At 63.2% G+C, this 13,698-nt stretch carries 11 protein-coding genes; 3 read left to right on the top strand and 8 right to left on the bottom strand.

Going from position 1 to position 13,698, the window contains the following annotated elements:
- Positions 1 to 308: 308 nt before the first annotated feature.
- Complete coding sequence (locus tag FHU29_RS18105) at positions 309 to 1,469, bottom strand: steroid 3-ketoacyl-CoA thiolase (RefSeq protein WP_064439444.1); 1,161 nt, start codon at positions 1,467 to 1,469, stop codon at positions 309 to 311.
- A 143-nt stretch (positions 1,470 to 1,612) separates the two neighbouring features.
- Between FHU29_RS18105 and FHU29_RS18100 the strand changes: the two genes are divergently transcribed.
- Positions 1,613 to 2,839 (top strand): cytochrome P450, encoded by a 1,227-nt coding sequence (locus FHU29_RS18100; protein ID WP_064439443.1) that lies wholly within the window; start codon positions 1,613 to 1,615, stop codon positions 2,837 to 2,839.
- A 114-nt stretch (positions 2,840 to 2,953) separates the two neighbouring features.
- Here the strand turns inward: FHU29_RS18100 and FHU29_RS18095 are convergent, their stop codons facing one another.
- Genes FHU29_RS18095 through FHU29_RS18085 form a run of 3 tightly spaced genes read right to left on the bottom strand, consistent with a single transcriptional unit; the run spans position 2,954 to position 7,554 of the window.
- Positions 2,954 to 4,126 (bottom strand): aromatic ring-hydroxylating oxygenase subunit alpha, encoded by a 1,173-nt coding sequence (locus FHU29_RS18095; RefSeq protein ID WP_064439442.1) that lies wholly within the window; start codon positions 4,124 to 4,126, stop codon positions 2,954 to 2,956.
- Between the two features lie 59 nt (positions 4,127 to 4,185).
- Entirely contained in the window at positions 4,186 to 5,079 is an 894-nt protein-coding gene (locus tag FHU29_RS18090; RefSeq protein ID WP_064439441.1) for a bifunctional methylenetetrahydrofolate dehydrogenase/methenyltetrahydrofolate cyclohydrolase, read from the bottom strand.
- 33 nt (positions 5,080 to 5,112) lie between these two features.
- Complete coding sequence (locus tag FHU29_RS18085; protein ID WP_064439440.1) at positions 5,113 to 7,554, bottom strand: GcvT family protein; 2,442 nt, start codon at positions 7,552 to 7,554, stop codon at positions 5,113 to 5,115.
- A 178-nt stretch (positions 7,555 to 7,732) separates the two neighbouring features.
- On the opposite strand from FHU29_RS18085, the gene FHU29_RS18080 reads away from it, so the two are divergent.
- Both FHU29_RS18080 and FHU29_RS18075 read left to right on the top strand, forming a co-directional pair.
- On the top strand, positions 7,733 to 8,356 hold the full coding sequence (locus FHU29_RS18080; RefSeq protein ID WP_064439439.1) for an anthranilate synthase component II: 624 nt from the start codon (positions 7,733 to 7,735) through the stop codon (positions 8,354 to 8,356).
- Positions 8,357 to 8,364: 8 nt separating this feature from the next.
- Positions 8,365 to 9,648, top strand: a complete 1,284-nt coding sequence (locus FHU29_RS18075; RefSeq protein ID WP_232322900.1) for an anthranilate synthase component I family protein — start codon at positions 8,365 to 8,367, stop codon at positions 9,646 to 9,648.
- Between the two features lie 10 nt (positions 9,649 to 9,658).
- On the opposite strand, the gene FHU29_RS18070 is transcribed toward FHU29_RS18075, so the two are convergent.
- From FHU29_RS18070 to FHU29_RS18055, 4 genes are read right to left on the bottom strand one after another with little or no spacing between them, the layout of a single operon-like run.
- On the bottom strand, positions 9,659 to 10,999 hold the full coding sequence (locus FHU29_RS18070) for a bifunctional folylpolyglutamate synthase/dihydrofolate synthase (protein ID WP_064439437.1): 1,341 nt from the start codon (positions 10,997 to 10,999) through the stop codon (positions 9,659 to 9,661).
- Positions 10,996 to 11,904 carry a methylenetetrahydrofolate reductase gene (locus FHU29_RS18065; protein ID WP_064439436.1) on the bottom strand — a complete coding sequence of 303 codons (909 nt, stop codon included), beginning with the start codon at positions 11,902 to 11,904 and terminating at the stop codon, positions 10,996 to 10,998. The genes FHU29_RS18070 and FHU29_RS18065 overlap by 4 nt, the downstream gene beginning before the upstream one ends.
- Positions 11,901 to 12,782 (bottom strand): dihydropteroate synthase, encoded by an 882-nt coding sequence (folP, locus tag FHU29_RS18060; protein WP_064439435.1) that lies wholly within the window; start codon positions 12,780 to 12,782, stop codon positions 11,901 to 11,903. Before folP ends, FHU29_RS18065 begins: the two co-directional genes overlap by 4 nt.
- A complete protein-coding gene (locus FHU29_RS18055; RefSeq protein WP_064439434.1) occupies positions 12,779 to 13,696 on the bottom strand; it encodes a bifunctional methylenetetrahydrofolate dehydrogenase/methenyltetrahydrofolate cyclohydrolase in 918 nt (305 codons plus the stop codon). Before FHU29_RS18055 ends, folP begins: the two co-directional genes overlap by 4 nt.
- Between the last annotated feature and the right edge of the window lie 2 nt (positions 13,697 to 13,698).

Raw genomic sequence — 13,698 nt, 5'->3', positions numbered from 1 at the left:
AGATCACTTCCTTCGCCTCGGCACACACTCGGAGGCCGGAGTGTGCCCGGACTGTGCTCGGCACTTGTATCGGCGTGCGAAGGAACTAGCAGACCGTCAGCGTGTGTTCCCGACCCCAGGTTCTCTCGTCCGTGCGGCCACGCGGTCCGCTCGCGACGCAGTGCTTTCCCGCGGGTGGCACGAACACCCGGCCGCCGGGTCCGTGCTGCGACGAATTGACCGCTTCTTGCCGTGACATGTGCCGAGAAACGACCGTCGTTCATCGGCAAGACGTGTGCGTTTCCCGGCACGTGTGGCAGCGAACTAATTCAGATCCTCTCGATGATCGAACCTGTCGCCATCGCTCCGCCGCAGCACATCGCGATGAGGGCAGTGCTGGCGTCGCGGCGTTCGAGCTCGTGCAGTGCCGTAGTGATTAGGCGAGCGCCGGTGCTGCCGACTGGATGGCCGAGAGCGATCGCGCCGCCGTTGACGTTCACCTTCGCGGGATCCGGCTGATGCACTTGCTGCCAGGACATGACTACTGACGCGAAGGCTTCATTCACTTCGAATAGGTCGAGGTCCTTGATCGACATTCCGCTCTTGGCCAGCACCCTCGATGTCGCCGCGATGGGGCCGTCGAGATGATAGTAGGGGTCGTCGCCGATGAGTGCCTGAGCGATAATGCGGGCGCGGGGCTGGAGGCCGAGTTCGCGGGCGCGTGATTCCTCCATGATGAGAACCGCGGCGGCGCCGTCAGAGATTTGCGACGAACTGCCTGCGGTGTGAACACCGTCTTCGAGTACTGCCTTGAGCTTGGCAAGCCCTTCCGCCGTGCTGTCGCGGGGCCCCTGATCTCGGGACACGAGCTGGGATTCTCCGGTGCCCACACCGTCTTGCAAGACCGGAGCTTTGATGGGCACGACTTCGCGTTCGAATCGGCCTTCCGCCCATGCCGCGAGTGCCTTCTTCTGGGACGCAACGGCGAACTCGTCGACCTCGCTGCGACTGAGTCCGCGCCGCTTGGCGATGCGCTCCGCGGCGGCGAACTGATTTGGCATGTCAATCGCCCAGGACTCGGGACGCGGGGTACCGATGCCCTCGCCGCGGTTAGCGCCGAGGGGGATGCGGCTCATCGATTCGACGCCGCACGCGATGCCAGTGTCGATGGCACCCGTTGCGATCAGGCCTGCGATTAGATGGGCCGCTTGCTGAGCTGACCCGCATTGGGCGTCGATCGTCGTCGCACCCGTTGTTTGGGGAAGCCCCGCATGGAGCCATGCGGTGCGCGCGATGTTGCCTGCTTGTTCGCCTGCCTGGGTGACGGTTCCGCCGATGACCTGCTCGATCGAGCTCGGATCGAGCTGGTTTCGTTCGATTAGTGCGGTGTGGGTGGCGCCGAGGATTTCGGCGGGGTGCAGACCGGAGAGCCAGCCGTTGCGTTTACCGATCGGTGTCCGAACCGCGTCAATGATGACAGGGTGTCGCATAAAATGCCTCCTTGGTGGTGCTTCGCCAAATATAGAACAGGTTCTTGCAAATTGCTATGGATCTTAGAGTGCGGGCGGAGTAGGGTATCGCCTATCAATAGTAGAACGTGTTATACCTGTGGGCGAACGACCAGGAGGCAGATGTGGGAGAACCGCGCATACCCGAAGGATTCGACTTCACCGACCCTGATCTGTGGGCGAAGCGTGTGCCGATCGAGGAGTTCGCTGAGCTGAGAAAGTCCGCTCCGGTGTGGTGGAATCCCCAACCGGCGGGCGTGAGCGGATTTGACGACGGTGGCTACTGGGTAGTGTCGAAACTCGCTGACGTCAAGGACATCTCGAAGAAGCCTGAGATCTTTTCGTCGACTGAGAACACGGCAATCATGCGCTTCAACGGCGATATTGAACGTGATCAGATCGATGCTCAGCGGGTCATCCTCATCAACATGGACCCGCCGGTGCACACGAAGGCGCGCCGCATCATTGCGAAGGGCTTCACCCCGCGCGCAGTTAGTGGCCTGCAGGACGCGCTAACGGAGCGCGCCGCGCGCATCGTGCATGAGGCAAAGAAAGAGGGCAGCGGCGACTTCGTTCAGCAGGTCGCGTGCGAGCTGCCGTTACAGGCAATTGCCGAATTGCTCGGCGTTCCACAAGAAGATCGGCGCAAAATCTTCGACTGGTCCAACGAGATGATCGGATACGACGACCCCGAATACGATATCGATCCGCTCGCGGCGTCCACGGAACTGATGGGCTACGCCTGGAATATGGCCGAAGACCGCCGAAAGTGCCCGGTCGATGACATTGTCACCAAACTCGTCACAGCCGACATTGATGGTGAGTCGCTCGCCTCCGAAGAGTTCGGTTTCTTCGTCATCCTTCTTGCAGTGGCTGGCAATGAGACGACTCGCAATGCGATTACACACGGCATGAAGGCGTTTATCGACCACCCCGACCAGTGGGAGATCTTCAAGGAACAGCAGCCGCGCACCACACCCGACGAGATCGTTCGGTGGGCAACCCCGGTCACGGCATTTCAGCGCACGGCTACTGAGGACACCGAGCTCGGCGGGCAGTCGATCAAAAAGGGCCAGCGCGTCGGGCTGTTCTACGCGTCAGCAAACTTCGATGAAGAGGCCTTCGAGGAGCCGCAGAAGTTCAATATTCTCCGGGACCCCAACCCGCACCTGGGTTTCGGGGGAACGGGGACGCACTACTGCATTGGTGCCAACCTCGCGCGGCTGGAGATTGACCTGATTTTCAAGGCCATCGCCGACGCAATGCCGAACATCCGTGAAGTCGGACCGCCCGTGCGCCTGCGCTCAGGCTGGCTGAACGGAATCAAGCACTACCCGGTGGCCTACGAATAGACCCTTCCCACCCGCCGCTGCCGAAAATCCAGCTGCGGATGTCATCGAGAACCCGCGAAAACCGGGGGTTTCGTTGACATCCGCAGCTGGATCGGGGGCTGGGGGATGGCGCTATCAGCCCTTGGAATTGACGGAGTCGAGGACCCAGTTGTGGAACTCAGCGATGTGGTGCTCGCTGGGTACCAGCACGCCACCGTCGGCGTAAACACGCGAATCTGTGGCTGCCTGGCAGCGCTCACACGCTTCGAAGTCTTGCTGGTTGACTCGATGGAAGAGTTCGACCGACTTTGTGAGGTCCTTGCCGCTTTCCACGACCTCGGGCAGGTACAGCCAGTCGCATTCGACGATCGTGTGGTCGGGCGCCAGTGGGAACATCCGGTGGATGATCACGTGATCGGGAACCAGGTTGATGAAGACCTGCGGGCGGACCGTGATCGCGTAGTAACGCCGGTCCTGCTCCTCTGTCACATTGGGAATCCGGTCCAGCCCCTCCGAGCCGTCAACGGTGAAGCCCTTTACCTCCTCGCCGAAGAGGGCACCGTGGCCCACGAAGAACTGTGCGGCTAACCCATCGGCGAACTCGGGGAGTACTTCGGTGAGCTCGGGATGAATGGTCGCGCAGTGGTAGCACTCCATGAAATTCTCGATGATGAGCTTCCAGTTGGCCTTGACGTCATACGTGATCCGCTTGCCCAGTTCGAGGTTTTCAACACCGTAGTGCTCGAGTGACTCCGCGTCGCCGAGGCGTGTCCGCACATCGTTGATGACCGTGTCGTCGAATGAGGGCGGGTCCGCTGCGAGGCACACCCAGATGTATCCGAGCCACTCGCGCACATGGACTTTGCGGAGCCCGTACTCGGTGCGGTCGATGTCGGGCATGCTGGTGAGGTTAGGTGCGGCGATCAGCTTGCCCTCGAAGTCGTACGTCCATGCGTGATACGGACACTGGAAGGAACGCTTCGCCTCACCGGACTCTGCGGTGCAGAGCTTCGCGCCCCGGTGGCGGCAGATGTTGAAGAAGGCGCGCGCCTCACCTTTTCGCGAGCGCGTGACGAGGATGCTCTCGCGGCCAACCTGCACGGTCTTAAAGGCGCCCGGCTTGGCGAGGTCAGCGGAGCGGACGGCGCAGAACCACAGCTGCTCGAAGATAAGTGCCTGCTCGCGGGCGAACATTTCACTGTCCGAGTAGGCCGAGCCGGGGAGGGTAGGGAGGAGGCTATTCGGGAGGGTTTTAGTCGCTGTAGCCCCGGTGGTCCCGGCGGTCGCTGGAGAGTCGGTGACGGTCATGCTAGTGCTCCTTGCAGGATGAAATGGCTGAGGAAAACAGAACGGCTAAAAGGCTGAGTTCACGACGGGATGTCCACTAGGACACGACTGCAAGCCACGTCGCCTGCGATTGCTCGCTCGGCCGACTCGACAACGTTTGTCAGCAACATGGCCCGGGTCATGGGCCCCACGCCCCCGGGCATTGGTGCAATGAATCCGGCCACCTGTGCGACGTCGGGATGCACGTCTCCTACGAGCCCTTCGGAGGTGCGCGTAATCCCCACGTCGAGCACAGCAGCCCCCGGCTTGACCATCTCAGGCGTGATCATGTGGCCGTTGCCGGCGGCAGCGATCACGATGTCAGCAGCACGGACCTCGCGGGCCAGGTCTGTCGTGCCGGTGTGGCACAGAGTGACAGTGGCGTTCTCGCTGCGCCTGGTCAGTAGCAGGCCGAGAGGCCGACCGACGGTGACACCCCTCCCGACGACACATACCTTCGCGCCGTCAATGGTGACGCCGTAGCGGCGGAGCAGCTCAACGATGCCACGTGGTGTGCAGGGCAGAGAGCCGGGCATGCCGAGCACGAGCCGGCCGAGGCTGGCCGGAGCCAGACCGTCGGCGTCCTTTTCGGGAAGAATGTGCTGCAGCGCCTCGTTGCCGTCCAGTCCCTGCGGAAGCGGGAGCTGCACGATGAACCCATTGCAGCGTGGGTCCTCGTTCATCCTGGCGACGGCGGCAAGTACTTCTCCGCGGGTGGCATCCGCCGGGAGGTCTTCGCGGAGGGAGACGATACCCACCTGTGCGCAGTCGCGGTGCTTGCCCGCGACGTAAGCCGCACTGCCAGGATCATTCCCGACAAGAACCGTGCCAAGGCCTGGCCGGATCCCGCGCTCTGCGAGCGCGGATACGCGTACCCGCAAGTCCGCCCTGATGGCTTCGGCGGTTGCTCTGCCGTCGAGAAGCACGGCGTTCATGGCTCTCCTAGCTTGGTCATGGGTACGCGACGATCAGCCGCGGAGGCGGGTCATTTTCGGGTCGAACAGCGGCTCGGCAGTGACGACGGCGGGGATGCGGCGGCCAAAGTAGCCGATCTCGACCTCAGTTCCCGGCGTTGCGTTCTCGGCCGGCAGCCATGCGTAGGCGATGCCCTTGCCGATCGTGTAGCCGTAGGCGGCGCTCGTCACGTAGCCGACCGGGTGACCATTCAGAAACACCGGTTCCTTGCCAGCCACGACGTCGGTGGGATTGTCGATCGTTAAGCACGCGAGAGTGCGAGTCAGGTTCTCCTTGCGGCGGAGCAAGGCGTCACGGCCGATGAAGTCGCCTTTGTCGAGTTTCACTGCGAAGCCCACGCCAGCCTCGTAGGGATCGTGTTCGAAGGTCATGTCGGTGCCGAAAGAGCGGTAGCCCTTTTCGAGTCGAAGACTGTTGAACGCTCCACGGCCAGCGGCAATGATGCCGTGGTTCTGACCCGCCTGCCAGAGGGTGTCCCAGAGGCGAAGGCCCAGGTCGGCTGTGGTGTAGAGCTCCCACCCGAGTTCACCGACGTAAGAGAGGCGCATCGCGGTGACCGGGACATTGCCGATGTTGATCTGAGCGGCACGGAAGAATTTCAGACCGGTGTTGGTCAGGTCCGCATCGGTGAGGTCGTCGCTGAGGACCTCGCGAGCCTTGGGCCCCCACAGGCCGATACAACAGGTTCCCGGGGTGATATCGGTGACGGTGACTGACCCGTCCTGAGGCAGGAACCGGTGGAACCAGTTGGTGTCGAGCGCGCCGTTGGCGCCGACCTGGTAGTGATGCTCGCCGAGGCGCGCGATGGTGACGTCGCTGCGGATGCCCCCGTCGTGATCGAGCAGCAGTGTGTAGGTGACCGAGCCGATGGACTTGTCGATGTTGCCGGTCGTCAGTCGCTGGAGGAATGCGGTGGCGCCGGAGCCGGTCACGGTGAGGCGCTTGAGAGCGGTCATGTCGTACATCGCGACACTGTCGCGGGTCGCCTGCGCCTCCGCGCCGACGATCGGTGACCAGTACCGCGCCGCCCAGTCATTTGGCTGCGGCACCTGAAAACGGTCTAGGAGATCCTTGTTGGAGTTGTACCAATGCGGACGCTCCCAGCCGGTCGCTGGCAGGAAGAACGCGTCGAGTTCCTGCTGCCGCGGATAGAACGGTGACGTGCGGATGCCGCGCGGCGAGTCCATCGGCTGAAGCGGATGGAGAATGTCGTACACCTCGACGAAGTTCTGGCAGTCACGCTCGAGGACGAACTCGGGTAATAGCTGAAAATCTTCGAACCGATTCAGTTCGCACTCGTGCAGGTCGAAGCTTGAGCTGTAGCCGTTGGCCAGCCACTCAGCCATCGCACGGCCGACGCCCGCGGAGTGCGTCACCCACACGGCCTCGGCGACCCAGAACCCCGACACCTCCTGCGACTCGCCGAGCAGCGGCATGCCGTCGGGGGTAAAGGAAAAGACGCCGTTGATGCCCTCGTCGATCTTCGCTTCGGCCGTCGACGGAAGGAGCGCCTGGGTCTCCTCCCAGGCCGGTCTGAAATCACTAGGGGTGAATTCGAGCACCGACGGCATGACCTCGGCATCGTCGACCGAAAGCAGGTCGTTCGCGTCGATGGGCATCGGACGGTGGCCGTAATAGCCGACGGCGAGCTGGTCGTAGCGGTCGCGGAAGTAGAGGTCTGCGTCCTGGTGGCGGAGCGCGGGACGCACGGCTTCCTCGGTCTGACCGGCGAGCGCCGGGATTTGCCCGGTCCACGCGAGCTGGTGGGCGAGCGGTGTAAGCGGCAGGTTCATGCCGACCAGGGCAGCGACCTTGGGGCCCCAGATACCAGCGCAGCACACGACGATGTCGGCCGGGATCTCGCCGTGGTTGGTAACGACGCCGGTCACCTTGCCGTTTTCCACCGTGACGTCGAGGACTTCGTGACGCGGCAGCATTTTCACGCCGCGGCTCTTGGCTCGCTCGATCTGCGCTTCAACTGCCCAGAGGGCTTTGGCCAGCCCGTCGGTGGGGCAGTGGAGGCCTCCGAGCACCCGCGTGCCGTCGAGCAATGGGTGGAGTTCGACGCAGCGGTCCGCGTCGACGACCTCGGCCTCGACGCCCCACGAGGTGAGCCAGCCGTGGCGACGGTGAATTTCTGCCATGCGCTCTGGTGTCGTCGCGACTTCGAGGCCGCCGACTTGGAGGAAGCAGGACTCTCCTTGGTGCTCGAGGGCGACGAATTTCTCGACGGTATAACGAGCGAGGTCGGTCATGGCTTTCGAGCCATTCGCCTGAAATACAACGCCGGGCGCGTGTGACGTGGACCCGCCGGTGGCGGGAAAGTCGCCTTGGTCGACAACGACAATATCTGTCCAGCCCAGTGCCGACAGCTCGTCGGCGATGGCTGCCCCCACGACTCCGGCACCGATGATGACCGTCCGACGTCCGCTCATTACGAGCCTCCTGTTGCGTATCTTGCGAGAAGTTGCGATAGAGGCAACAATGCCCAATGTGGGAGCGTGTCGTCAAGAGGAATCGCGTGAAGATTTTTGACAGTTTCTCGACCGCCTCCCAAGGCCGTGCCTGGGCCCGCCGGGACGACTATGAGCCACCCGTGTATGGGAGGTAACCGTGAACCGGTTCCGCACCGGCGCTGACGCCGAGGTGCCACGTGTCGTAGTGGTCGACCACTACGACTCCTATACATGGAACCTGGCTCACCTGATCGCCGGAGTGACCGGCGTTCTGCCAGATGTGGTGCTACACGATCGCACGACCGCAGAACACGTACTGTCCTTTGACCACGTTGTTCTCTCCGCTGGGCCCGGCCACCCGGACAACCCGGCTGACTTCGGCGTAGGCGGGGAGGTACTGCGCGCAGGGAGTGTGCCTGTGCTCGGTATCTGCCTCGGTATGCAGGGCCTGGTAACGACGTACGGAGGTCACGTCGAAGAAATACCACCGGCGCATGGACAGGTCTGCCCCGTTGACCACCAAGGGCGCGGCCCGTTCGACGGCCTACCGTCGCCGCTGGAAGCCGTCCGCTATCACTCTCTGGCGGCCACCAGGGTGGGCCCAGACCTGGAGGTCACCGCCACCTGCCGGGACCCGCAACTCGGCCGCGTGGTGATGGGTGTCAGCCATCGGACGCGACCGCTGCACGGGGTGCAGTTTCACCCTGAGTCGATCCTGAGTGAATTCGGCCGGCAGATCGTGGCGAACTTCCTGGCAACCGAAAGCCTGTGTCTGCTATGACAGCGTCCATGACCGTACCGTCCGCGCGAAGTGCCGACCCCGTCGTTCTGTTCCGGGCTATCGCCGCGAACCACGAGCGATGCTTCTGGCTGGACGGCAGCGCGTCGCGGCCATGGTCAGGGAACAAGTCGATTCTTGGATGGTTGACCGATGACGACGTCTCACTGACCTACTCTGCGGCCCGCAGAGAGGTCACGCGCCATTCGGCGGGCACTACCGCCGTGATCGGCGACGATATCTTCGATGCACTCGAATCTGAAATGGCCGGTGATTCCGCGGACGTGCTCTGGGTGGGCTATTTCGGATACGCCAGCAGGCCCGACCTCCCGGCCAGCACGGAGCCGCGCGGGATGCCAGACGCAATCTGGATGCGCGCCCGCAACACTCACGTGATCACGCATGGTCAGCCCCGCGAAGACGCAGCGCCAGTCAAGGCCCCGCCGCCCTCTGGTCCGCCTGACGTGCCGGGTGCCTACGCCGCTGCGTTCGCCCGCGTCCAGCAACAACTCCACGCGGGGAACACCTACGAAGTCAACCTGACGCACAGGCAATCGGTGAGTTCCGTGATTGACCCCGTCACGGCCTACCTCCGCCTGCGCACGCTCAACCCCGCGCCGTATGCCGGATTCCTCCAGCACCAAGGCCGCTGGCTGCTCAGCTCCTCACCTGAGCGTTACGCCACAATCCATGCTGACCGGATGATCGAGACCAGGCCGATCAAGGGGACGACACCACGCGGCCTCACCCCTGAACTCGACGAGCAGTCCAGGCGACGACTCGCCACAGACGCCAAGTTCCGTGCTGAGAACCTGATGATTGTTGATCTTCTGCGCAACGACGTCGGGATGGTCAGCAAGCCAGGCAGCGTCGAGGTTCCGCTCTTGATGAACGTCGAGTCCTATGTGTCGGTCCACCAGCTCGTATCCACAGTGCGCGGACAGCTTCGAGATGACGTGACCACGCTTGCTGCGCTCCGCGCACTTTTTCCGGCCGGATCGATGACCGGGGCGCCGAAGTTGCGCACAATGGAAGTCATCCGCGATGTCGAAGCAACTCCACGAGGGGTTTATTCTGGCGCCTTCGGCTGGATATCAAGCGACGGTCGCGCGGATCTTGCTGTCGTGATCCGCAGTCTCACAACAGAAGGTGACGGTCACTGGACGGTGGGAACCGGCGGGGGAATTACTGTGCAGTCAGTGGCGGCTGACGAGTACGCGGAGGCAACGTGGAAGGCGGCGAAGCTCATCGAGGTGCTAGACCCCTGCAGCACGTCGCCTGGGAGCGCGGACTAGTCGATGCGGCTCAAGTGCGGCTCAGGAATCTCGTCGCATCACCCACAGTCACAACCGATCCGGTGACGAGGACGAGGGCGTCAGAGGCCGGCACGCGCACAGGTGCAGCGAACCCTGCAGCCATCTCGATCGCCGCTGCCACATCGCGCGCGACATGGATCCGCTGGGCGCCAAACACCTGACGTGCAGACCAGGCTAGCTCTGCCGCGGTGAGGCTTCGTGGACTCGAATTGCGGGTGCAGACAACGACGTCGATGACGGGCTCGAGCTCTCGGAGCATGTCGTCGACGTCCTTGCCTGCCACCGCGGCGACGACCCCGAAGGTGCGACATGATGCAAGCTCGGCAAGCGACTTGACCAGTGCACGTGTGCCGTGCGGGTTATGCGCGGCATCCAGAATCATCGGAGGTGTGCCGGGATAGATTTCGAAGCGGCCCGGAGAAGTCACCCGGGCAAGACCAGCCCGCACAGCTTCTGAGGCAAGTTCTCGGCCGAGTATCGACTCGGCTGCCACGATCGCGCAGGCCGCGTTCTCGGCCTGGTGACGTCCGCGCAGGGTGAGCAGGAGGTCAGCGTATGTGCCATACAGCCCCCGCGCCGAAAAGACCTGGCCGTCCTCCACAGCCTTGCGCTGCAGCAAGGCGAAATCGTTGCCCTCAACGAGGAGCCGAGCACTCACCGAACGAGCACGCGCCTGCAGCACGTTGGCCACATCCGCACGCTGCCGGGCGCTGACGGCTACCGAACCCGTCTTGATGATGCCTGCCTTCTCCTGGGCGATCGCCGCCGTTGTTGATCCCAGAATGTCGGTGTGGTCAAGGTCGATTGGGAGAATCACTGCGACATCGGAGTCAATGACGTTCGTCGCGTCCCACCGCCCTCCCATGCCGACTTCGACAACGGCAACATCGATCGCGGCCGCCCTGAACGCGTGGTACGCCATTGCCACTGTCATCTCGAAGAACGACAGCGGATGCTGCATTGTCGCGTCAACACACTGAGCCTCATCCGCGACGGCGTCGTAAGCGGAAAGGAACGCGGGCACGCTGATGACGTCTTCAACGATGCTTATGCGTTCCCTGATGCTCGTCAGATGAGGGCTTGTGAGCCGCCCCGTTCGTTCTCCCGATTCAGCAAGGAGCGCCTCGATCATTCGCGCCGTACTCGTTTTGCTGTTGGTCCCGGTCAGATGAACGCTTCGATAGGTTCGCTGGGGATCGCCAAGCAGCGCCATAACGCTGGTGATGCGGTCTAGCGAAGGCTCGATCTTGCGCTCGGGCCAGCGTGCGAGGAGCTGCTCTTCGACATGGCTCAGTGGGCGAACTCGGTTCGATGCACGACGCGGGTTCACGACGTCCCCGCAAGTGGGAGTTCGGATGCCTGAATGTGCCCATACGACTTGCGGTGGCCGAGTAAGCGCGCCAATTGGGCCGTGCGCCACGCTTCAGTTTCGGCAACCTGATTGAAGGTAAAGAGATGGAGACCAGCGATGTTCATCCCGTTGCGGCCGAGCGCCGGCGCAGCCCGTCCGAGAAAGCGGGCCGGATCGTAGCCACCGGGAGTTGCGATGCGCGCAAACAGACCGCCGTTTTTCGCGAGGAAGCGCGCTGATTCACCGACGCCGATTTTCGTCGCCATTCGCAGGAGTTTCGTGCGCTCGACTGGGCCCGGCAACCCCACGAAGATTGGAAGGTTCACGTTGCGCGCGCGTACACGGGTCACCCAGTCCGACAGCACACCCGGATCGAACGTGAGGTTGCTGACGATCTGCGTTGCGTGTTGCCGTTTGTCCCACATGGCCTGAATCGTCAGATCATCGTGGATGTGAGGGTGCGACTCTGGATAGCCGGTGATACCGACCTCGGAAAATGGGTTGCCCGTGTTCGATAAATCCTCTAGAAGTTCCAGCGCGCTGCTGTAGGCCCGGCCCTGTGTGTCGCCGTCACCGGCGGGCACGAATACCTTTGTGATCCTTGCGGATTGGAGGCGACTGGTGATCTCGGCAAGCTCTCCCGGGCCTGAAATCATCCGCGCCGCCAGGTGGGGCACCACGTCGAAACCAAGCGCGGCGAGCCGCTCGGCAATGTGAAGCGTCGCCTGCTGCCCTTTCGCCGGCGACGCGGTAACCGTGACAGTCGCTCCAGGGGGCAAGGTGGCGCACACCTCGTCCAAGACCTTTTCGGTTGGCAGAACCTCGTATCGGACTCGGGTGAGCAGGCTTACGAGTACTTCGGTCGGGGTCTGCTGGCGTGTCACAAGCCACCCGCTCCGGCTGTGCGAAGACGGCGCGCAACGCGAACAGCGGCGGCAGCCGCTGCCGTGTCATGCACACGGACCCCCCAAGCGCCGGACGCGGCTGCAACTGCTGCGACAGCGCTGGAAGCGTCCTCCCGGTCGGCCGGATTCTCCGGTTTGAGGGTTCCGTAATCAACGCATTCCGAAAGGAAGCGCTTGCGTGAAGCGCCAACGAGGATTGGGAACCCGAGCCCACGCAGTGTCGGGAGGGCGGCCAGCAGGGACCAGCTCTGATCAGCAGTTTTCGCAAACCCAAGGCCCGGATCGAGGACGATGTTTTCGCCGTCGACGCCTGCGGTCAGCGCCTGATCGGCGCGCCTCGCTAGCTCGAAACACACATCCTGGACGACAGAGTCGTAAACGGCGTAGCGCTGCATAACCGCAGCATGGGCACGCCAGTGCATCAGCACACACGGGACGTTCGATTCCGCAAGAAAGGGCAGCATCGCCGAGTCGGCGAGCCCGCCGGAGACGTCGTTGACCAGGATGGCTCCCGCCTCGACCGCCCGCGCGGCGACGCCGGCGCGCATCGTGTCCACCGACACCTGCACGCCGGACTCACTTAGCGCGCGAATCACCGGGATCACCCGGCGAAGCTCCTCGGGCTCATCCACCCGCGAAGCACCTGGCCGCGTAGATTCGCCCCCGACATCAATAAGGTCGGCACCCTGTCGAGCCAGTTCAATACCGCGCGCGATCGCAGTGCTGACTTTGTCGAATTTGCCACCGTCGGAGAAGGAATCGGGCGTCACATTGAGGATACCGAGGACGACGCACCGGCTTGTGCCAGTGGATGTGATGGGACGTCGCGTTGCCTCGACTGTGTCGAAAACGGTCATACGGGCACCTCGACCTCGCCGTGGGGCGTTTCGATCGCGGGCGCGAACTCGGCGGCTACGATGGGCCGGTTCCGTTCCGCAATTTCGACGATGTTCGTCAAGAGCATGGCTCGCGTCATTGGCCCCACGCCGCCGGTAGCTGGGCTGACCTTGCCTGCGACTGAATTCACCTCGGGGTGCACGTCCCCGAGAATGCCCTCGATGGTGCGGGTAACACCAACCGAGAGCACAGTCGCGCCAGGATTGATCCAGTTCGGCTTAACCAGGTGCGCCACACCAGCAGCCGCGACGACGACGTCGGAGGCGCGGGTATGAGCCGCAACATCCACAGTCGCCTCGTGGCACAGTGTTACTGTGGCATGCTCGGTCGGTCGCGTGAGCATAAGTCCGAGCGGTCGGCCCACAGTGAGGCCGCAGCCGATCACGCAGAACCGCTGGCCAGTGATCGCCACATCATGCTGGCGGAGCAACTCGATTATTCCGCGGGGTGTACACGGGAGCGGGCCGGGTATCCCGAGGACAAGCTTCCCGAGGTTTGTGGGATGCAGTCCGTCGGCGTCCTTCTCGGGGTCGACGAGCTGAAGGATCCGGTGTGTATCGACATGGGCAGGCAACGGAAGCTGGACGATGAACCCGGTACACGCCGGGTCACTATTGAGGCGCCGTACTGCCAGTTCGATCTCGGCTGAAGTTGCCGTTGCGGGGAGCTCGACTCGTATGGACTCGATTCCGACCTCAGCGCAGTCCCGGTGCTTGCCGGCGACATACGAGTGGCTCCCCGGGTCGTCGCCTACGAGAATGGTGCCGAGCCCGGGCCGGATGCCCCGGGCATGCAGAGCGGCGACTCGCATTGCTAGCTCTGTCTTGACGTGTGCCGCGACCTTGCGTCCGTCGATCCTCGTAGCGATGGTCACCG

This window comes from Hoyosella altamirensis, from assembly GCF_014191505.1.
In the GTDB taxonomy this organism is placed as follows: Bacteria; Actinomycetota; Actinomycetes; order Mycobacteriales; family Mycobacteriaceae; genus Hoyosella; species Hoyosella altamirensis.
Note: the sequence above shows the minus strand (reverse complement) of the source record. Positions and strands in the feature narration are given on the sequence as shown.